The following is a 20,479-nucleotide window of genomic DNA, read 5'->3' as shown; positions in this document are numbered from 1 at the left end:
ATCAGTTTTCCGGAAACCAAACCGGAATCATGTCCGCCCCGCCCCGTCCCATCGCGGTTGTTGAGCAGCCTCACCAGTTCGAGCCGCTGACGCCGGCCCTGCAACTGGATCCGCTGCGCGAAAGCACCCGCCGCATCTTCGAAAAGTCGGCCGCCCTGCGCGGCGCGGCCAGCGAGCCCGTGCGCGCTGCGCTGCGCGAAATCGTGCGCTCGATGAATTCCCACTATTCGAACGGCATCGAGGGGCAGAGCACCCATCCGGCCCACATCGAACGCGCGCTGCGCCAGGATTTTTCAGCCCGCCCGGATGTGGCTGCGCGTCAGCGGCTGGCGCTGGCACACATCGAAGCCGAACGCGAACTCGAAGCCGGGGTCAGCACCGAAGCGGCGGCCTTGAGCAGCGACTTTGTGCAGCAGGCCCACCGCAGCCTCTATGCGCGGCTGCCCGACGAGGATCGGCGAACCGAGGATGGCCGCACCTTGGTGCCCGGCGCGCTCAGGCAGCACGATGTCGCCATCGGCCGCCACCAGCCGCCCGTGTGGGCTGCGGTGCCGCGCTTTCTGGCGCGCATGGACGAGGTGTACGGACGCCTCAAGGGCGTCGACGCCGTGCTCTACACCATCGCCAGCGCCCATCACCGAATGATGTGGGTCCACCCCTTTGAGGATGGCAATGGCCGGGCGGTGCGTCTGCAGACCCATTGCGCGCTGTTTCCGCTCAGCGGCGGCCTGTGGTCGGTGAACCGGGGGCTGGCGCGCGACCGTGAGCGCTACTACCTGGCGCTGGACGCTGCGGACGCCATGCGGCAAGGCGATCTGGACGGGCGCGGCAATCTCAGCGAAAGCACCTTGCGCGACTGGTGCCACTACTTTCTGGCGATGTGCGAAGACCAGGTCGACTTCATGACCCGCATGCTGGACCTGGATCGCCTGAAGGACCGGCTGCACGCCTTCGTGCTGCTGCAAGGCGCCACCAGCGGCGGCAGCGAGTACCGCCCCGAGGCCGTGTTGCCGCTGCAGATGGTGGCGGCTGCAGGCAGCCTGTCGCGCGGCGAATTCACCCGCATGACCGGGCTGGAGGAACGCACGGCGCGAAAGGTGATTTCGCGCCTGCTCAAGGACGGCCTGCTGCGCAGCGAAGGCCACCGCGGCGTGCTGCGCAGCGGCTTTCCGCTGCATACGCTTGGCATCCTGTTCCCCAACCTTTATCCGGAGGCCGGCGCGGCCGTCATGGACTGACGCGGCCTCAGGCCAGCACCGTCCCGCTCGCCTCGCCCAGGCCGATGCGCACCGCGCCTTCGCGTTCGCACCAGCCGCGCAGGATCAGCGTGTCGCCGTCCTGCAGGAAGGTGCGCTGCTCGCCGTTGGGCAAGGTGATGGCCTGCTTGCCGCCCAGCGTGAGTTCCATCAGCGAGCCGGCGGCGTCCAGCGTGGGGCCCGAGAGCGTGCCCGAGCCCAGCAGGTCGCCAGGCTGCAGGTTGCAGCCGTTGACCGTGTGGTGCGCCACCAGTTGCGCGGCGGTCCAGTAGGCGGCGTCCTTGACGCGGCCATGGGTCAGGCGCGCGGGCTCGGCACCTTCGGCGCGCATCTTCGCGGTCTGCACATAGACCTCCAGCGTGATGTCCAGCTGGCCCTGCGCGCGGTTGACTGCGCCGTCCAGGTAGGGCAGCGGCTGCGGGTCGCCCTCGGGCCGCGTGAAGGGAGCGCGGAAGGGGGCGAGCGCCTCCATGGTCACGATCCAGGGCGAGACGGTGGAGGCGAAGTTCTTGGCCAGGAAGGGCCCCAGCGGCTGGTATTCCCAGGCCTGCAGGTCGCGCGCCGACCAGTCGTTGAACAGGCCCACGCCGAACAGGTGCGCCTCGGCCTGGTCGATGCCAATGGATTCGCCCAGCGCATTGCCCTGGCCCACGTAGAAGCCCAGTTCCAGCTCGTAGTCCAGGCGCTTGCAGGGACCGAAGCTGGGTTCGGTGGCATCGGGCGCCTTGGTCTGGCCCTGCGGGCGCTTGAAGGACTGGCCGCTGACCACGATGGAGCTGGCGCGCCCGTGGTAGCCGATGGGCACCCACTTGTAGTTGGGCATCAGCGGCTGGTCGGGGCGGAACAGCTTGCCGATGGTGGTGGCGTGGTGGATGCCGGTGTAGAAGTCGGTGTAGTCGCCCACCTTGCAGGGCACGGTGTATTCGGCCTGGGCCTGCGGCAGCAGGGCCTGGGCCCATGCGGCCTGCTGCGGGCTGCCCGCGGCCAGGCCGTCCGAGATCTTCAGGCGCAGCGCCTGGCGCTCGGCGGGTGCGGCGGCCATCAGCGCGTTCATGTCGTCGGTGGCGATCAGGCCCGCTGCGCGCAGGTCCAGGATCTGGTCGCCGATGGCCACGCCGATGCGGAAGGCTTCGCTGCTGCCAGCCGCACGGAAGCGGCCGAAGGGCAGGTTCTGGATCGGGAAGTCGCTGCCGGCGGCATTGGCGGATTCGACCCAGCTCTTGCGCTGGGTGTCATGGGTGGCGTCGAGGGTGAAGGTCATGGGGTCTCCGGGGGGTCAGGCGGCAGCGGAAAACTTGTCTTTGAGGCCGGCCCAGCAGTCGGCGTAGCCGTGGTCCAGCGGCGCGGTGTTCATCGCGTAGGCGGTGGGAATGAAGCGATAGCGGCTCTCGAACATGAAGGCCAGCGTGTTGTCCAGCTTCTGCGGCGCAAGCGGGGCCGAGGAGGCCTTCTCGAAAGCCTCTTCGTCGGGGCCGTGCGGCACCATGGCATTGTGCAGGCTGGCCCCGCCGGGCTTGAAGCCGCCGGGCTTGGCGTCGTACTCGCCATAGACCAGGCCCATGAATTCGCTCATGAGGTTGCGGTGGTACCAGGGCGGACGGAAGGTGTCTTCCATCACCAGCCAGCGCGGCGGGAAGATGACGAAGTCGCAGTTGGCCGTGCCGGGCGTGTCGCTGGGCGAGGTGAGCACGGTGAAGATGGACGGATCGGGATGGTCGAAGCTGATCGAGCCGATGGTCATGAAGTTGACGGTGTCGTACTTCACGGGCGCCAGGTTGCCGTGCCAGGCCACCACGTTGAAGGGCGTGCCCTTGGCCGGCGCGCGCCAGAAGCGGCCGCCGAATTTCTTGATCAGCTCGTAGGCGCCCTCCTCCTGTTCGTAGGCCGCCACGGGCGCGAGGAAGTCGCGCGCATTGGCCAGGCCGTTGGAGCCGATGGGGCCCAACTCGGGCAGGCGGAACTGGGCGCCGTAGTTTTCGCAGACATAGCCGCGGGCCGGGCCATCGACCAGGTCGACCTTGAAGGCCAGGCCGCGCGGCAGCACGGCGATCTCGCCGGGCTTCACGTCGAGCAGGCCCAGCTCGGTGGTGATGCGCAGGCGGCCCTGCTGCGGCACCAGCAGCAGCTCGGCATCGGCATTGACGAAGGCGCGGCGCCCCATGGAGCGCGTGGCCAGGTACACCAGCGAGCCCACGCCGCTTTGGGCGTCGGCATCGCCATTGGCGGCCAGGGTGCGCATGCCGTCGACGAAGTCGGCCTCCACGCCGGGCTCGAAGGCGATGGGGTTCCAGCGCAGCGGCTCGGGCGGCAATGCCATGTCGCGGTCGCCGCCCGTGGTCCACAGCGGCTGGGCATAGGGCTGGTAGCGCCCGGCCACCACCGAAGGCTGGCGGCGGTACATCCAGCTGCGGCGCTGCTCATGCCGCGGTGCCGTGAAGGCCGTGCCCGAGATCAGCTCGGGGTACAGATCAAAAGGCGCGCGCTGCGGGCTGTTGCGGCCCTGCGGCAGGGCGCCGGCCACGGCTTCGGTGGCGTACTCGTTGCCAAAGCCGCTCTGGTAGCGCAAAGCGGAGGAGGAAGCGCTTGCGGTGTCGCTGCTCATGGAATGTCCTTTGCCTTTCTCAATCATGAAGCCGGCCCGCGCAAGGCGCAGGGTGGCCGGGCTGTCTCTGCTGTGCGCGGGGTCTTTTCGGCGCCGCGCTCCATGTTCCTTGAATTCGTTTTTGGCGAACTCATTTGTCTTATCCAAATTCAACCGCAGTGTAGCCAGCAAGAGCCATCGTGTCTAATGCATTCGCCATGAACGAAAAAAGCAAAGCCTTTCCAGAGGCCGCGGCTCCCGAAGCAGACCGCCTGCAGCGCGGCATCCAGAGCATCGAAGTCGGCGGCCAGTTGCTGCAGGCCCTGGTGCACCATGGCCGGCCGATGGCGCTGAAGGATCTGGCGCGCGATGCCGAGATGAGCGCGGCCAAGGCGCATCCGTACATGGTGAGCTTCGGCCGCATCGGCCTGGTGGCGCAGGATGAGGCCAGCGGCCATTACCGGCTGGGGCCGCTGGCGGTGCAGCTGGGCCTGATCGGCCTGCAGCAGTCCGACCCGGTGCAGGCCGCCACGCCGCTGCTGGCGCCGCTGGCGCAGGCGCTGGGCCACACGGTGGCGCTGGCCGTGTGGGGCGAGCGTGGCGCCACCATCGTGCGCATTGCCGAGGCCGACACGCCGCTGCGCGTGACCTTGCGCCATGGCACCGTGTTCTCGCTCGCGCACACGGCCTCGGGCCGGCTGTTCGGCGCACACCTGGCGCCGCCGGTGGTGCAGGCCCGGCTCGAAGCCGACCGCCGCCGCGCCGAGCATGAGGCGCAATCCGCCAGCGTCCCTGCAGCCGGCATGCCCACCGCGCAGCCCGTGCCCAGCTGGAAAGCCTTCGAAGCCGAAATGGCCGAGGTGCGCGCGCGCGGCCTGAGTCGTTCAGAAGGCGAGATCGTGCCCGGCATCAGCGCCATGGCCGCCCCGGTGTTCGAGCCCGCTGGCGCGATGGTGCTGGCACTGGTGGCCATCGGCCCGGCCGCCACCTTCGACAGCCGCTGGAGCGGCGCGGTCGCGCGTGCGCTGCAGGACTGCGCGCGCGAGGTGGCGCAGCGCCTGGGCAGCGTGGGCCAGGCGGGCTGAGCGCGGCCCAGGCGCCGCGCCTGAGGCCGGGTCAGACGTCGATGTTCGACGCGCGCAGCGCGTTGGTTTCGATGAAGTCGCGGCGCGGCTCCACCTCGTCGCCCATGAGCATGGTGAACACGCGGTCGGCCTCGATGGCGTCGTCGATCTGAACGCGCAGCAGGCGGCGCACTTCCGGGTCCATCGTGGTTTCCCACAGCTGCTCGGGGTTCATCTCGCCCAGGCCCTTGTAGCGCTGGCGGCTGGTGGTGCGCTCGGCTTCGCTGATCAGCCAGCGCATGGCCTGGCGGAAGTCGCTCGCCTTTTCCTCGCGCGCCTTGTCGCCTTCGCCGCGGCGCACGGTGGCGCCCGCAGCCAGCAGGCCGTTGAAGGTCTGCGCGGCCAGGGCCAGGGCCTCGTAATCGGCGCCATGCACGAAGTCCTGGGTGATCACGCTGGACTTGATGTTGCCGTGGTGGCGGCGGCTGATGCGCAGCACCGGCTTGTCGGTGCGGGTGTCGAACTCGCTGGCCACTTCGGCCGGCACGCCGTTGCTGGCGAGTTCACGCAGGCGCGCCTGCAGCGCCACCGCGCTTTGCTCGGCGGCCGCCACGGTGTCCAGGTCCAGCGAGACGCCGTCGGCAATGGCGCGCAGGGCCTCGGCGTCCATGAAGACCGACAGGCGGTCGATCACCGCTTCGGCCACCTGGTGCTTGCGCGCCAGGTCTTCCAGCGCTTCGCCCTGGATGGCGCGCGAGGCTTCGCCGCCCGTGGTGACGACGGCATCGCGCAGCGCCACGCGCAGCAGGAAGCCGTCCAGGGCCGGGCCGTCCTTGAGGTACAGCTCTTCCTTGCCGTTCTTGACCTTGTACAGCGGCGGCTGCGCGATGTAGATGTGGCCGCGCTCCACCAGCTCGGGCATCTGGCGGTAGAAGAAGGTCAGCAGCAGCGTGCGGATGTGCGCGCCATCCACGTCGGCGTCGGTCATGATGATGATGCGGTGGTAGCGCAGCTTGGCAACGTTGAAGTCGTCGGCCCCGTTGCCACCCGTGGCACCCGCATTGCCGATGCCGGTGCCCAGTGCGGTGATCAGCGTGACGATTTCGTTGCTCGACAGCAGCTTCTCGTAGCGCGCCTTTTCCACGTTCAGGATCTTGCCGCGCAGCGGCAGGATGGCCTGGAACTTCCGGTCGCGGCCCTGCTTGGCGGAGCCGCCGGCGGAGTCACCCTCCACCAGGTAGATCTCGCACAGCGCCGGGTCCTTCTCCTGGCAGTCGGCCAGCTTGCCAGGCAGGCCCATGCCGTCGAGCACGCCCTTGCGGCGCGTCATCTCGCGGGCCTTGCGCGCGGCTTCGCGGGCCCTGGCGGCTTCCACGATCTTGCCGCAGATGATCTTGGCGTCGGCCGGGCGCTCCTGCAGGAAGTCGGTCAGCAGGCGGCCGACGATGTCTTCCACCGGCGCGCGCACTTCGCTGGACACCAGCTTGTCCTTGGTCTGGCTCGAGAACTTGGGCTCGGGCACCTTCACGCTGAGCACGCAGCACAGGCCTTCGCGCATGTCGTCGCCGCTGATCTCGACCTTGGCCTTCTTGGCCAGCTCGTTCTCTTCGATGTACTTGTTGATGACGCGGGTCATGGCCGCGCGCAGGCCCGTGAGGTGGGTGCCGCCGTCGCGCTGCGGGATGTTGTTGGTGAAGCACAGCACGCTCTCGTTGTAGCTGCTGTTCCACTGCATCGCCACTTCCACGCCGATCTGCGTGCCGGGAATGCCGCCATAGCTTTCAGCGGGGCGCTCGCCTTCGGCATAGAAGGTGGTGGGGTGCAGCACCGTCTTGCCCTTGTTGATGAACTCCACGAAGCCGCGCACGCCGCCGGCGCCCGAGAAATCGTCTTCCTTGCCGCTGCGCTCGTCCTTCAGGCGGATGCGCACGCCGTTGTTCAGGAAGGACAGCTCGCGCAGGCGCTTGGACAGGATCTCGTAGTGGAAGTCGTTGTTCTCCTTGAAGATCTCCGTGTCGGGCAGGAAGTGCACCTCGGTGCCGCGCTTTTCCGTGTCGCCGATGATCTTCATGGGCGAGACCTCGACGCCGTCGGCGGTCTCGAGGATGCGGTTCTGCACCACGCCCTTGCTGAATTCCAGCGTGTGGACCTTGCCTTCGCGGCGCACCGTCAGGCGCAGCATCTTCGAGAGCGCGTTCACGCAGGAGACGCCCACGCCGTGCAGGCCGCCCGAGACCTTGTAGCTGTTCTGGTTGAACTTGCCGCCCGCGTGCAGCTCGGTCAACGCGATCTCGGCCGCCGAGCGCTTGGGCTCGTGCTTGTCGTCCATCTTCACGCCCGTGGGAATGCCGCGGCCGTTGTCGGTCACGCTGATGGAGTTGTCGGAGTGGATGGTGACGACGATGTCGTCGCAGTGGCCAGCCAGGGCCTCGTCGATGGAGTTGTCCACCACTTCGAACACCAGGTGGTGCAGGCCCGTGCCGTCGGAGGTGTCGCCGATGTACATGCCCGGACGCTTGCGCACCGCTTCCAGCCCTTCCAGGATCTGGATCGAGCCTTCGCCGTAGCCCGTGTCGGCCGTGACCTCCACCGGGATCGCCTTGTCGATCTCGGCTTCGTACACGGGTTCGGTCTTGGGCGTGTCGGGCTGCTTGTTGTCGCTCATCTGCAATCGTCCTCGGGGCCTGGGCCCCCTGAATTTCGCTCTGTCTTGAAAGACAAAACCCGCGGCGGGCCGCGGGGTGTCTGCGCACGGCGCTGGCGGGCGCCTCAGATGCGCATCGGCATCACCACGTACTTGAAGTGCGCGTCTTCGGGAATGCTCAGCAGCGCCGAGCTGTTGGCGTCCTGCAGATCCACGGTGATCATGTCCTGGCTCATGTTGGCCAGCGCGTCGATCAGGTAGGTCACGTTGAAGCCGATCTCGATGGCGTCGCCGCCGTAATCGATGTCCAGCTCGTCCACGGCTTCTTCCTGCTCGGCGTTGTTCGACGCGATGCGCAGCGTGCCGGGCTCGATGTTCAGGCGCACGCCCTTGAACTTCTCGCTCGTCAGGATGGCCGTGCGCTGCAGGCTGGCCAGCAGCGCGGCGCGGCCCAGCGTGACGCTGTTCTTGTGGCCCTTGGGGATCACGCGGTTGTAGTCGGGGAACTTGCCCTCGACCAGCTTGGTGACGAACTCCATGCCGCCGAAGCTGAACTTGGCCTGGTTGTTCGCGAACTGCATCTCGATCAGCGGCTGCTCCTCGCCACCGACGTCCGACAGCAGGCGCTGCAGCTCGATCACGGTCTTGCGCGGCAGGATGACTTCCTGCTTGGGCACTTCCACATCGAGCGTGGCCGAGGCGAAGGCCAGGCGGTGGCCGTCGGTGGCCACCAGGCTCAGCTGCTTGCCTTCGGCCACGAACAGGATGCCGTTGAGGTAGTAGCGGATGTCGTGCACGGCCATCGCGAAGGACACCTGCGACAGCAGCGTCTTGAGCGTCTTCTGCGGCACGCTGAAGGCTGGGCCGAAGCTGGCCGATTCCTGCACCAGCGGGAAGTCTTCGGCCGGCAGGCTCTGCAGCGTGAAGCGGCTCTTGCCGCCCTTGAGCACCAGCTTGTTGGCGTTGCTCTCCAGGCTCACGACCTGGTCGGCCGGCATGGTGCGCAGGATGTCGATCAGCTTGCGCGCGCCCACGGTGGTGGTGAAGGCGCCCTCGTCGCCGCCCAGCGTGGCGCTGGTGCGGATCTGGATTTCCAGGTCGCTGGTGGTCAGGTGCAGCTGCTCGCCGGCCTTGCGCACGAGCACGTTGGCCAGGATGGGCAGCGTGTGCCGCCGCTCGACGATGCCCGCCACCGACTGCAGTGCAGCCAGGACTTCGCTTTGGGGTGCTTTCCAAACAATCATGATTGTCCTTTTTGACGACTCTTCTCTGTCGGCGCCGCATTGTCGCCAAGCGGCAAGACGGATTCCCTGTGCCCCTAACCCTTGAGCGTCTGCTCCAGCACGTGAAGCTGCTGGTTCAGTTCCGTGAGCTGCTGGCGCTCCCCTGAAATCTTGCGCACGGCATGCAGCACCGTGGTGTGGTCGCGGCCGCCGAACAGCTCGCCGATCTCGGGCAGGCTCTTTTGCGTGAGCTCCTTGGCCAGGTACATCGCGATCTGGCGCGGCCGCGCGATGCTGGCCGGCCGCTTCTTGCTGTACATGTCGGCGACCTTGATCTTGTAGTAGTCGGCCACCGTCTTCTGGATGTTTTCCACACTGATCTGCCGGTTCTGGATCGACAGCAGATCGCGCAGGGCCTCGCGCGCCAGCTGGATCGAGATCTCCTTCTGGTTGAAGCGCGAATAGGCCAGGATCTTGCGCAGCGCGCCCTCGAGCTCGCGCACGTTGGAGCGCACGTTCTTGGCCACGAAGAAGGCCACTTCCTCGGGCATCTCGGCGCCTTCGACCAGCGCCTTGTTGATCAGGATCGCCACGCGCATTTCCAGCTCGGGCGGCTCGATCGCGACCGTCAGGCCGGAGTCGAAGCGCGACACCAGCCGCTCGTGGATGTCCGTCAGGCCCTTCGGGTAGGTGTCCGAGGTCATGACGATGTGGCTCTTCTTGGCCAGCAGCGCCTCGAAGGCGTTGAAGAATTCTTCCTGCGTGCGGTCCTTGTTGGCGAAGAACTGCACGTCATCGATGAGCAGCAGATCCAGCGAGTGGTAGCGCTCCTTGAACTCGTCGAAGGTCTTGCGCTGGTAGGCCTTGACCACATCCGACACGAATTGCTCGGCGTGGATGTAGAGAACCTTGGCGTCCGCGCGGTCGGCCAGCAGCTTGTTGCCCACGGCATGCATCAGGTGGGTCTTGCCCAGGCCCACGCCGCCGTAGATGAAAAGAGGGTTGTACAGATGGCCCGGCGTGCCGGCCACGTGCATGGCCGCGGCGCGCGCCATGCGGTTGGCCGAGCCTTCGACCAGCGTGTCGAAGGTCAGCTGGGCATTGAGTCGGTTCTTGAGGCCACCGGCCGGCTCCTCCGGTGCGCTGGCGGCACCGGGAACCTCGCGCAGCACATCTGGCTCTGACACGGCCGGCATGACAGGCGCCATGCGCACGGGCGTTTCCCGCGGAGTGATCGCCAACTCAATGATGACCGGCTGGCCCGACAGGTTGCCCGCCATGTCGGCGATTCGTGCGGCGTACTGGGCCCGGATCCAGTCCAGCTTGAAGCGGTTGGCCACGAAGATCGTGATGCGCGACAGGTCATCGGCCACCTGCGCGGACAGCGGCTTGATCCAGGTGTTGAACTGCTGTTCGGAAAGCTCCTGCGCCAGCTGATCGACACAGGCCTGCCAGAGGCTGGCGGCAATGTCTTCAGTGGACATGCGGGCGTGCGGCCGACGGTTGAGCCGAGGGTCCGAGGTAAGAGGTATTGTGGATAGGCGGCTTCGGCATTCGGCGGCGATTCTAACTTGTCACCCAGTTATCCACATCCTGTATGAAGGCGTGCGCGCGGCCCGTCCGGGCCCGGGCTGCGGGGCTTTGCATTGTGGTGCAGCCGAATGTTTGTGATAATCGCGGGTTTCCCTGCAACCTCATACCTGTTCATGTGGGGTCGCGTCCGGTCTTTAGGGGCTGGCATGCGACAGTCCGGCATGCGCAGGTGCTGGCCGGTTCGGGGCAGCCCGAAGCCCGGCGCCACATCCGCATGGACGTCGCAGGGATCTAGCGCCGACAGCCCGTCGGTCTGGTGTGACTTCGGGGTTGCGCATGTGTTCATCACGTGCCGCCGCCCTGTGCATGCCCAGGCCTGGATGGATCCCGCCGGCACCCACAGGAATATTCAGATCATGAAGCGCACCTATCAACCGTCCAAGACCCGCCGTGCCCGCACCCATGGCTTCCTCGTCCGCATGAAGACCCGCGGCGGCCGCGCGGTCATCAATGCGCGCCGCGCCAAGGGCCGCAAGCGTCTGGCCGTCTGAACGAGCTGTTGCCGCCGCAGGCGTCAACGGGTCCGGCCATGCGCCGGTTGAAGACCCGAGCGCAGTTCCAGGCGGCTTTGTCCGGCTCCACAGTGGCACGGACGGCGCACTTCGCGCTGCATCGTTGCAACTTGCTCTCTCCTGCCCCGGCAGGAGAGAGCGCTGTCACGTCTTCGCCGCCACTGTGGCCGGCCGACGGCGTGTGGCTGGGCGCCATGGTGCCCAAGCGCTGGGCACGCCGGGCCGTCACCCGCAATGCGATCCGTCGCCAGATCTACGCGCTGGCCGACGCGCAGGCGCATGCCTTGCCGCAGGCCGCGCACGTGGTCCGGCTGCGGGCGGCGTTTGATCGCAGCCAGTTTCCCAGTGCCACGTCCACGGCGCTGAAGCAGGCCGTGCGCACCGAGCTGCAGCAGCTGTTCGCGCGGGCCGCACGCAATTCCGGCAAGGGCGCATCCGCCTCGCCGGCAGGCCCTCGGGGCGCGTGATGCAGCGTCTTCTGATTGCCATCGTTCGCGGCTACCGTCTGCTGCTCAGTCCCTGGCTGGGCAGCGCCTGCCGCTTCTCGCCCACCTGTTCCCTCTACGCCATCGAGGCGCTGGAGCGCCACGGCGCCTGGCGCGGCGCCGGCCTGAGCGCCCGCCGCCTGTTGCGTTGCGGACCCTGGTGCGCGGGCGGCCATGATCCCGTGCCCGCGGAAGGCGCCCGCGCCGCCGGCCTGTTCTCCTCACTCGTTAGCAAGACTTCCAAGTCCTCGTCATGAACGACATTCGCCGCACCATCCTCTGGGTGATCTTTGGCTTCTCCCTGGTCATGCTGTGGGACCAATGGCAGGTGCACAACGGCCGCCAGCCCACCTTCCTGCCCTCGGCCCGCCCGCCCGCCGCTGCGCCGGCTGATCCGGCTGCCGCCAGCAACGCCGCTGCGGGCGTGCCCACGGCAGCCGCTGGCGGCGGCGCTGCGCCCGCCGGCACACCGCCCACGGCGGCTCCGGCCGCCGTCTCGGCAGAGAAGGTTCAGGTCCAGACCGACGTCTACAACGCCGTGCTCGATGGCCAGGGCGGCACCCTGACGCGCCTGGAGCTGAGCCAGTTCATGGAGGAAAAGGAACGCACGGGCCTGATGCCCTGGTTCCGCCGCATCACGGGCCAGACCGAAGTGCCGGTGCGCGACCATCCGGTGCTGCTGATGGACGACAGCAGCCCTGCCACGCGCTACCTGGCGCAGACCGGCCTGCTCAACCCCGTGGCCGGCGGCGGCGCCTTCCCCACGCACCTGAGCCTGATGGCCGTGAAACCCGGCCCCTACAAGATGGCCGACGGCCAGAACCAGCTGGATGTGGTCTTCGAGTCGCAGCCCGTGGGCGGCCTCAAGTACATCAAGACCTACCAGTTCCGCCGCGGCGACTACGTGATCCGCGTCAAGCATGACGTGGTGAACCTGAGCCAGCAGCCGCTGGAGCCCCAGCTGTACATGCAGCTGGCGCGCCATGGCGCGGAACAGGGCGGCTCCATGTTCGGCACCAGCACCTTCTCGGGCCCGGCCGTCTACACCAACGAGAAGAAGTTCCACAAGGTGTCCTTCGCCGACATCTCCAAGAACAAGGTGGAGCTGCCGCCTGCCGCACAGGACGGCTGGATCGCAATGGTGCAGCACTACTTCGCCTCTGCATGGCTGCTGAACCAGCCGGGCAGCGACAACTTCAAGCGCGAATTCCGGGTGTCGGACCTGGGCGCCAACCAGTACGCGATCTCCATGGTTGCCAGCCTGCCCGCCCTGGCGCCCGGCGCCACGCAGACGGTGGAAAGCAGCCTGTTCGCCGGCCCGGCCGACGAGAAGAAGCTGGAAGTGCTCTCGCCCGGCCTGGAGCTGATCAAGGACTACGGCATCTTCGCCATCATCTCCAAGCCGCTGTACTGGCTGCTGGACAAGCTGCACAGCCTCCTGGGCAACTGGGGCTGGTCCATCGTGGCGCTGGTGGTGCTGCTGAAGGCGGCCTTCTACTGGCTCAATGCCAAGGCCTACTCCAGCATGGCCAAGATGAAGGCGATCAACCCGCGCATCATGGAAATGCGCGAGCGCCTGAAGGACAAGCCGCAGGAGATGCAGCAGGAGATGATGCGCATCTACCGCGACGAGAAGGTCAACCCGCTGGGCGGCTGCTTCCCGATCGTGATCCAGATCCCGGTGTTCATCGCGCTGTACTGGGTGCTGCTGTCCTCGGTCGAGATGCGCCATGCGCCCTGGATCCTGTGGATCCGCGATCTGTCGGCACCCGACCCCTGGTTCATCCTGCCGCTGGTGATGACCGGGACCACGCTGCTTCAGACCTGGCTCAACCCCACCCCGCCGGACCCGCTGCAGGCGCGCCTGATGTGGATCATGCCGCTGGCCTTCAGCGTGATGTTCTTCGTCTTCCCGGCCGGCCTGGTGCTGTACTGGATCACGAACAACATCCTGTCCATCGCGCAGCAGTGGTTCATCAACAAGCGTCTGGGCGTGCTGGGCAAATAAGGCGGCTGGAAGAGGCGACACCCGCATGCATGTCGCCCACCAACCCCGAAGGCCGCGCAAGCGGCCTTTTCCTTGCCCGCAAGACCCTCCTCATGAACACCGCACAATGACCGCCATGCTGGGCCAGCTTCACGATCCCATCGCTGCCATCGCCACGGCGCCGGGCCGTGGCGCGGTGGGCATCGTGCGCGTGTCCGGCACCGGCTTGGCGCCTCTGGTGCAGGCGCTGTGCGGGCGCCCGCTGCGTGCGCGAGAGGCCACTTACCTGCCCTTCGCCGACGGGCAAGGCGGCGCGCTGGACCACGGCCTGGCGCTGTTCTTCCCCGCACCGCACTCCTTCACGGGCGAGGACGTGCTCGAACTCCAGGCCCACGGCGGCCCGGTGGTGCTGGAGCTGCTGCTGGCGCGCTGCCTGGCCGCCGCGGCCGAGCCCGAGGCCACCACCGGCCGCGCGCGCCTGCCCGGGCTGCGCGTGGCGCGGCCCGGCGAATTCAGCGAACGCGCCTTTCGCAACGGCAAGATCGACCTGGCCCAGGCCGAAGCCATCGCCGACCTCATCGACGCCAGCACCGAAGCGGCCGCCCGCAGCGCCAGCCGTTCGCTGGGTGGCGCCTTCTCGCGTGAGATCGGCACGCTGCGCGAGGCACTGATCCACCTGCGCATGCTGGTGGAAGCCACGCTGGACTTCCCCGAGGAAGACATCGACTTCCTGCAGCAGGCCGATGCGAAGGGTCAGCTGCAGGGTCTGCAGCAGCAGCTGGCGGCCGTGCAGCAGCGCGCGCGCCAGGGTGCCCTGCTGCGCGAAGGCATCAAGGTGGTCATCGCCGGCCAGCCCAACGCCGGCAAGAGCTCGCTGCTGAACGCGCTGGCCGGCGCCGAGCTGGCCATCGTGAGCAGTGTGGCCGGCACCACGCGCGACGTGGTCGCGCAGACCATCCAGATCCAGGGCGTGCCGCTGCATGTGGTGGACACCGCGGGCCTGCGCGAGAGCAGCGACGAAGTCGAGCAGATCGGCATCGAGCGGGCCTGGCGCCAGATCGAGCAGGCCGATGCCTTGTTGTTTCTGCACGACCTGACGCGCGCGCAGCAGGCGCAGTACATCGCCGCCGATGCCGCCATCCGCGAGCGCCTGCTCGCACACCTGCCGGCCACGGTGCCGGTGCTGGAGGTGTGGAACAAGGCCGACGCCGCGCCCGGCGCGACTGAGGCGGGAGAGGCTGGTACGGGCGCGCTGCAGCTGTCGGCCCGCACGGGGCTGGGCATCGAGGCGCTGCGCCAGCGCCTGCTGGAGATCGCGGGCTGGCAGGCGCTGCCCGAGGGCGTGTTCCTGGCGCGGGCCCGCCATGTGCAGGCGCTGCAGCAGATGGGCGAACACCTGTCTCAAGCCGCTGCACTGCTGGCGCAAAGCGCGCCGGCGCTGGACCTGCTGGCAGAAGAATTGCGGCTGGCACAAGGCGCGCTCAATGCCATTACGGGCGAATTTGATGCGGAAGCCTTGCTGGGCGTCATTTTTTCCCGCTTCTGTATTGGAAAGTAGAACCTAGGCGCAACAATCCGCGGCCACGGGTGGCGATATTCGTGCGATTCGCAAGGCAGCCATTCATCTCCAGCGAGAACCTCAGCCATGTCTTCCCCCATCCAGGCCCTTTGCGATGCCGTCGCGCAGAACACCAGCGACGACGCCTTCGCGCCTGCGCTCCAACCCGCGCAGTGGGAGATCCTTGGGTCGTACCTGCAATTCGTCGAACTGCCCGCGGGCCAGGTCCTGATCAACGAGGCCGCGCAAGACCGCACGCTCTACTTCATCGAATCGGGCTCGCTGAGCGTGCACCGGCTCAGCAGCTCCGGACAGGTGCAGCTGTCGCTGGTCAATGCCGGCTCGGTGCTGGGCGAAGGCGCCTTCTTCTCGCGCCTGCCGCGAACCGCCACCGTGACTGGCGCCACGGCCAGCCGCCTGTGGCGCCTGACGCCGCTGCGCTTCGGCGAAATGGCCAACCGCCAGCCCAGCGTGGCACTGGAACTGACGCTGGCCCTGGGCCTGGTGATGGCCAGGCGGCTGCGCCACAAGCTCAAGCGCGTGGCCGTGACCTGAGCGCCCGCGGCACGCCGCGCCCGGTTGTTGCAAGCTCCCTCAGAAGTGCCTGCACCCCCGAAAAGTAACAACTTTTGCCGCATCGACACAATGCGGATCCTTGCGCTAGGATGTTACAAGGCGTGTTTTGGGACCAGTGATGGCGCAAGTCTGCTCGGCATGCGGAACGGACAACAGGGACGCGGCCAAGTTCTGTCGAGGCTGCGGCGCGCGCCTGGGCGAGCAGGTGGCTGCGCCCGGCCCTGCCCACTGGGAACACACGCAGCCGGCCGATCTGCTGGAACAGGAGCAGACCGTGCTCATCAAGCCGGCCGCCAAGCGCGTGGCGCCCGCCCCGCCGGCAGCGCCCCAAGCTCAAGCCACCCCTGCGCCAGACGCCGCATCGGCCGCGAGCGCACCGCGCCGCTGGCTGCTGTGGGTGGGCCTTGCACTGGGCTTGCTCGTGGTGGCCGCCGCATTCGTGCTGTGGCTGCGCGGCGCGGGCAAGGCAGCCGATCCGGCCCCCCCTCAGCCCGCGGCGGCGGCTCCGGCGCCGGTTGCCCCGGCTCCCGCGCCCACGGTCCTGGCGCCGGTTGAACCGGTGCAGACGCCTTCTTCGGCCATCCCCGCCGTCACGCCCTCGCTGGCACCCGAACCCAGCGCCGTGCAACCCGCGCCGGCCCCTGCGGCTGCACCAGCGCCCGCGCCTTCGGCACCGGCTGCGGCGCCCCGGCCCCGGCCGCGCCGCGAAAGTGCCGCGGCGCCGGTGGCACCCGCCCCGGCGGAGCTGGCTCCCGCAGCACCCGTGCCGGCCGCCCCTGCGCCAGCGCCGGCTCCAGTCCCTCCGGAGCAGACCTGCGGGGCGCTGGGCTTCTTTGCCAAGGCGCGCTGCATGGCGGCGGAATGCGCCAAGCCGGCGCTGGCCAAGCATCCGCAATGCGAGGCGGTGCGCGAGCAGCAGCGGCGCGAGGAGCGCATCCGCAATCCCGAAGGCGGTTGACCGCTGCCACCGCGCCCTCGTCCCACCATGCGTTGCGCCGCCTGCTCTGCCCTGTTGCCGGACACCGCGCGTGTCTGCACCGAGTGCGGCGCGACGGTCTACCCGTCGCAGCGGATGACCCTGCTGAGCGAACTCGGTGACGCGCAGACGCTAGCGCCGCCCGCGGCCTCCCGACCGAAGCGCCGGAGGCTGTGGACCGCCGGCCTGCTGGCCATTGCCGCGCTGGCGCTGGGGGTGGCGGCCATCGCCTGGGCGGGCTGGCCTGCCGGCTGGCATGGCTGGACCAGCCGCGCCTCGCCCGAGGCCTTGCAGCAGGCGGTGACGCAGTCGCTGGCTCTGGGCGGCGGACCGGGCGCAGAACCGGTCTGCATTGCCAACGGCCTGCCCTATGACCGCGAGCTGGTGCACGTGCAAAGCAGCAACAACGCAACCGTGGCCTGGATGGATGCGCTGGTCCGCGTGGGCCTGTACGCGGCCGAGCCCGAGGCCCTGGCGCATACGGAAGACGGCACGCCGCTGCAGGTCTACCGGCCCCTGCCGGCGCTGGAGGGCTGGGGCAGCGAGCGCCGGCTGTGCATGGCCCGGGCCGTCCGCCTGCTGGGCGTGCGCAATGTCAGCGAAGTGCAGTCCATGCGCTTTCGCGGGGAGGCCTACAGGGGCGTGGCCGCCGACGTCATCTGGGCGCCCGAGCAACTTGCCCCCTGGCTCGCATCGCAGGCGCAGGCCGCCGCACTGGCCCCGCAATGGCCCGCCTGGCGCGGCGCGCGCTGGACCGCCAGCGCCGAAGGCTGGACCCTGATCCAGCGCCGCCACTTCTTCTGGCACGACGGCCAGTGGCTGACCGCCGAAAACCTGGAGCGCGTGAGCCAGCTGCCGCCGCGTTCCAACCCGCCGTTCTGAGCGGCCTTGGGGCCGCCCCCGCTGCACGCCGCAGCCGCGCGGCGCCATCGCGCAAGAGCCTCTGCGGGTTCTGGGGAGAGACAGCGGCGCCCTAAAATTGCGCCGATGAGTTCCATGGCCTTTGATTCAGACGCGGTGCTGGCGCGCGCGCGCGAAACCTTCGACATCGAGGCCGCCGCCGTGCTGGGCCTGAAGGCGCGGCTGGGACCGTCCTTCGCGCAAGCCGTGCAGCGCATGCTGTCCGTGCGCGGCCGTGTGGTCGTGATGGGCATGGGCAAGAGCGGTCACGTGGGCCGCAAGATCGCCGCCACGCTGGCCTCCACCGGCACGCCGGCCATGTTCGTGCACCCAGCCGAAGCCAGCCATGGCGATCTGGGCATGATCAAGGACGTGGACATCGTGCTGGCCATCTCCAACAGCGGCGAAAGCGACGAGCTGGCCGCCATCCTGCCGGTGGTCAAGCGCCAGGGCGTGCCGCTGATCGCCATGACCGGCGGCGCGCAGTCCATGCTGGCCCGCCATGCAGACCTGGTGCTGGACAGCGGCGTGGCCAAGGAAGCCTGTCCGCTGAACCTCGCGCCCACCGCCAGCACCACCGCGCAGATGGCGCTGGGCGATGCGCTGGCCGTGGCGCTGCTGGATGCGCGCGGCTTCGGCGCCGAGGATTTCGCCCGCTCGCACCCCGGCGGCGCGCTGGGCCGCAAGCTGCTCACGCATGTGAGCGACGTGATGCGTGCCGGCGATGCAGTGCCGCGCGTGGGCCTGGAGGTCGGAATCAGCGAACTGATGCGGGCCATGAGCCGTGGCGGCTTCGGCGCCGCGGCCATCGTCGACGGACAGGACCGGGCGGTGGGCATCTTCACCGACGGCGATCTGCGTCGCCTGATCGAAGCCGGCGCCGACCTGCGCACGCCCAGCGCTGCCCAGGTCATGCATGCGAACCCGCGCACCGTCCGCGCCAATGCGCTGGCCGTGGAAGCCGCGGAACTGATGGAGCAGCACGGCATCACGCGGCTGTTCGTGGTGGATGGGGAGGGCCAGCTCGTGGGCGCGCTCAACACCACCGACCTGATGCGGGCCAAGGTCATCTGATGAACGACAGCTCTTCATCGGCGCCCATGCAGCGATTTGCGCCCGAGCTGCTGCTGGCCGCCCAGGGCATGCGCGTGGCCTTCTTTGACGTGGACGGCGTGCTGACGGACGGCGGCGTCTATTTCAGCGAAGAAGGCGAAACCCTCAAGCGCTTTTCCATCCTCGATGGCTATGGCCTGCAGCTGATCAAGCGCGCGGGCATCGTGCCGGCCGTGATCACGGGCCGCGATTCCAAGCCCCTGCGCGTGCGCCTGGAAGCCCTCGGCGTCGAACATGTGCGCTACGGCATCAGCAACAAGCTGCCGGCCGCCGAAGCCATGCTGCAGAGCCTGGGCCTGGACTGGTCGCAGGCCGCCGCCATGGGCGACGACTGGCCCGACCTGCCGGTGCTGCGCCGCGTGGGCCTGGCCGTGGCGCCGGCAAATGCCCATGTCGAAGTCCGCGCCGCAGCGCGTTACGTGACCACGGCCAAAGGCGGCGAAGGCGCCGCGCGCGAATGCTGCGATCTGCTGCTGATGGCCGGCGGACACTACCGCCGACTGCTGGACGACCTGCACGGAGGTGCAGCTTGAGCAATAGCATCACCGCACCGCTGGGCCGCCGCTGGACCTGGCGTCTCGCGCTGGACCGGCTCAGCCTGTACCTGCCCATCATCCTGACGGGTGCATTGGCGCTGGGCACCTACTGGCTGGTGCGCAACGCGCCCCGCCTGGCCGATCCGACGGTGGCAGCAGCACCCACCCACGAGCCCGACTTCTTCATGCGCGACTTCACGGTCAAGAACTTCCTGCCCAGCGGCTCGCTGCGCAGCGAGCTCACGGGCAAGGAAGGGCGTCACTACCCCGACACCGACACGCTGGAAGTCGACCAGGTGCGCTTGCGCTCGGTCTCGCCCGAAGGGCTGGTCACCCATGCCAGCGCCGACCGCGGCGTGTCCAACGGGGACGGCAGCGAAATCCAGCTCTTTGGCAATGCCATCGTGGTGCGCGACGCCGCGACCCTGGCCAACGGCCGCGCGATGCCGCGACTGGAATTCCGTGGCGAGTTCCTGCACGCCTTCGTCAACACCGAACGTGTGCGCTCGCACCTGCCTGTCACGCTCACGCGTGGCAACGACCGCTTCACGGCCGATTCGATGGACTACGACAACCTCGACGGCGTGGCCAACCTGCAAGGCCGCGTGCGCGGGTTCATCGCCCCGTCCGCGACGCCGCAGGCACCCGCACGCTGAGCGGACCGGCCAACCACCGGCGCGACAAGATGCAGACAACGCCTCCCCTGGTCTTCATCACCGGCGCATCCAGCGGCATTGGCGAAGCACTGGCGCAGCGCTTTGCGCAGGCCGGCTACCGGCTTGCGCTGGTCGCCCGGCGCACCGAGCAGATGCAGGCCTGGGCGGACGCGCATCAGCTCGATGCCAGCCGCTGCCGGGTCTACGGCGCGGATGTCTCACAGATCGACAGCATCGTGGCGGCCGGCCAGCACTGCCTGGTGGAACAAGGCCTGCCCGACGTGGTCATTGCCAATGCCGGCATCAGCGTGGGCATGGACACCGCGGAGCGCGAAGACCTGGAGGTGATGAGCCAGACCTTCGCGCTCAACAACACCGGCCTGGCGGCCACTTTCCATCCTTTTGTGGCCGGCATGCGCCAGCGCGGCAGCGGCCGGCTGGTGGGCATCGCCAGCGTGGCGGCCATACGCGGACTGCCCGGGCACGGTGCCTACTGCGCCAGCAAGGCCGGCGTGGTGGCCTACTGTGAAAGCCTGCGCACGGAACTGCATGGCAGTGGCGTGCGTGTGGTGACGCTGTGTCCGGGCTACATCGACACCCCGCTGACACGCGGCAACCGCTATGGCATGCCCTTTCTGATGCGGGCCGAAGACTTCGCCGATCGTGCGTTCCAGGCCATCGACGCGGGGCACAGCTACCGCGTCATCCCCTGGCAGATGGGCTGGGTAGCGCGCATCATGCGTTGGCTTCCGAACGCGCTGTACGACCGTGCGGTGCAAGGGCGGGGGCGCAAGAAGAGAAAGGGCGAGGCCTGAGCGG

Annotated in this window: 19 protein-coding genes; 14 read left to right on the top strand and 5 right to left on the bottom strand. The window is 68.4% G+C overall.

What is annotated here, in order from left to right:
• Positions 1-29: 29 nt before the first annotated feature.
• Positions 30-1,238: a Fic family protein gene (locus tag PGB34_RS19390; protein WP_271429754.1), complete on the top strand. Its 1,209-nt coding sequence runs from the start codon at positions 30-32 to the stop codon at positions 1,236-1,238.
• Positions 1,239-1,245: 7 nt separating this feature from the next.
• Here PGB34_RS19390 and fahA read toward each other — a convergent pair whose 3' ends face one another.
• Positions 1,246-2,517, bottom strand: coding sequence for a fumarylacetoacetase (fahA, locus tag PGB34_RS19385; protein ID WP_271429753.1), 1,272 nt, complete (start codon positions 2,515-2,517; stop codon positions 1,246-1,248).
• A 15-nt stretch (positions 2,518-2,532) separates the two neighbouring features.
• Positions 2,533-3,858: a homogentisate 1,2-dioxygenase gene (gene hmgA / locus PGB34_RS19380; RefSeq protein ID WP_271429752.1), complete on the bottom strand. Its 1,326-nt coding sequence runs from the start codon at positions 3,856-3,858 to the stop codon at positions 2,533-2,535.
• 197 nt (positions 3,859-4,055) lie between these two features.
• Here hmgA and PGB34_RS19375 point away from each other — a divergent pair, with 197 nt between their 5' ends.
• Positions 4,056-4,922: an IclR family transcriptional regulator gene (locus tag PGB34_RS19375; RefSeq protein WP_271429751.1), complete on the top strand. Its 867-nt coding sequence runs from the start codon at positions 4,056-4,058 to the stop codon at positions 4,920-4,922.
• Positions 4,923-4,953: 31 nt separating this feature from the next.
• Here PGB34_RS19375 and gyrB read toward each other — a convergent pair whose 3' ends face one another.
• The 3 genes from gyrB to dnaA all read right to left on the bottom strand — a co-directional run bounded on the left by gyrB (position 4,954) and on the right by dnaA (position 10,252).
• Positions 4,954-7,566: a DNA topoisomerase (ATP-hydrolyzing) subunit B gene (gyrB, locus tag PGB34_RS19370; protein WP_271429750.1), complete on the bottom strand. Its 2,613-nt coding sequence runs from the start codon at positions 7,564-7,566 to the stop codon at positions 4,954-4,956.
• 104 nt (positions 7,567-7,670) lie between these two features.
• Complete coding sequence (gene dnaN / locus PGB34_RS19365; protein ID WP_271429749.1) at positions 7,671-8,789, bottom strand: DNA polymerase III subunit beta; 1,119 nt, start codon at positions 8,787-8,789, stop codon at positions 7,671-7,673.
• A 74-nt stretch (positions 8,790-8,863) separates the two neighbouring features.
• Complete coding sequence (gene dnaA / locus PGB34_RS19360) at positions 8,864-10,252, bottom strand: chromosomal replication initiator protein DnaA (RefSeq protein ID WP_271429748.1); 1,389 nt, start codon at positions 10,250-10,252, stop codon at positions 8,864-8,866.
• Between the two features lie 465 nt (positions 10,253-10,717).
• Between dnaA and rpmH the strand changes: the two genes are divergently transcribed.
• The 12 genes from rpmH (at position 10,718) to PGB34_RS19300 (ending at position 20,475) form a co-directional block, all read left to right on the top strand.
• Complete coding sequence (gene rpmH / locus PGB34_RS19355) at positions 10,718-10,852, top strand: 50S ribosomal protein L34 (RefSeq protein ID WP_005798102.1); 135 nt, start codon at positions 10,718-10,720, stop codon at positions 10,850-10,852.
• A gap of 38 nt (positions 10,853-10,890) precedes the next feature.
• The gene (locus PGB34_RS19350; RefSeq protein WP_271429747.1) at positions 10,891-11,340 is read left to right on the top strand and encodes a ribonuclease P protein component; all 450 of its coding nucleotides are present in this window, start codon (positions 10,891-10,893) and stop codon (positions 11,338-11,340) included.
• A complete protein-coding gene (yidD, locus tag PGB34_RS19345) occupies positions 11,340-11,615 on the top strand; it encodes a membrane protein insertion efficiency factor YidD (protein WP_271429746.1) in 276 nt (91 codons plus the stop codon). Before PGB34_RS19350 ends, yidD begins: the two co-directional genes overlap by 1 nt.
• Entirely contained in the window at positions 11,612-13,366 is a 1,755-nt protein-coding gene (gene yidC / locus PGB34_RS19340; protein WP_271429745.1) for a membrane protein insertase YidC, read from the top strand. The genes yidD and yidC overlap by 4 nt, the downstream gene beginning before the upstream one ends.
• A gap of 115 nt (positions 13,367-13,481) precedes the next feature.
• Complete coding sequence (gene mnmE / locus PGB34_RS19335; protein ID WP_271429744.1) at positions 13,482-14,903, top strand: tRNA uridine-5-carboxymethylaminomethyl(34) synthesis GTPase MnmE; 1,422 nt, start codon at positions 13,482-13,484, stop codon at positions 14,901-14,903.
• A gap of 87 nt (positions 14,904-14,990) precedes the next feature.
• Positions 14,991-15,458, top strand: a complete 468-nt coding sequence (locus tag PGB34_RS19330; protein ID WP_271429743.1) for a Crp/Fnr family transcriptional regulator — start codon at positions 14,991-14,993, stop codon at positions 15,456-15,458.
• Between the two features lie 139 nt (positions 15,459-15,597).
• Positions 15,598-16,437 carry a zinc ribbon domain-containing protein gene (locus tag PGB34_RS19325; protein WP_271429742.1) on the top strand — a complete coding sequence of 280 codons (840 nt, stop codon included), beginning with the start codon at positions 15,598-15,600 and terminating at the stop codon, positions 16,435-16,437.
• A 114-nt stretch (positions 16,438-16,551) separates the two neighbouring features.
• Positions 16,552-17,337 (top strand): hypothetical protein, encoded by a 786-nt coding sequence (locus PGB34_RS19320; RefSeq protein ID WP_271429741.1) that lies wholly within the window; start codon positions 16,552-16,554, stop codon positions 17,335-17,337.
• A 105-nt stretch (positions 17,338-17,442) separates the two neighbouring features.
• On the top strand, positions 17,443-18,429 hold the full coding sequence (locus tag PGB34_RS19315; protein ID WP_271429740.1) for a KpsF/GutQ family sugar-phosphate isomerase: 987 nt from the start codon (positions 17,443-17,445) through the stop codon (positions 18,427-18,429).
• Positions 18,429-19,001 (top strand): KdsC family phosphatase, encoded by a 573-nt coding sequence (locus tag PGB34_RS19310; protein WP_271429739.1) that lies wholly within the window; start codon positions 18,429-18,431, stop codon positions 18,999-19,001. Before PGB34_RS19315 ends, PGB34_RS19310 begins: the two co-directional genes overlap by 1 nt.
• Positions 18,998-19,660, top strand: coding sequence for an LPS export ABC transporter periplasmic protein LptC (gene lptC, locus PGB34_RS19305; protein WP_271429738.1), 663 nt, complete (start codon positions 18,998-19,000; stop codon positions 19,658-19,660). Before PGB34_RS19310 ends, lptC begins: the two co-directional genes overlap by 4 nt.
• Before the next feature lie 29 nt (positions 19,661-19,689).
• Entirely contained in the window at positions 19,690-20,475 is a 786-nt protein-coding gene (locus PGB34_RS19300) for an SDR family oxidoreductase (protein WP_271429737.1), read from the top strand.
• Positions 20,476-20,479 lie beyond the last annotated feature (4 nt).

This window comes from Xenophilus arseniciresistens, assembly GCF_028023875.1.
Taxonomy (GTDB): domain Bacteria; phylum Pseudomonadota; class Gammaproteobacteria; order Burkholderiales; family Burkholderiaceae_C; genus Xenophilus; species Xenophilus arseniciresistens.
This window is presented reverse-complemented; position numbering and strand designations above follow the sequence as displayed.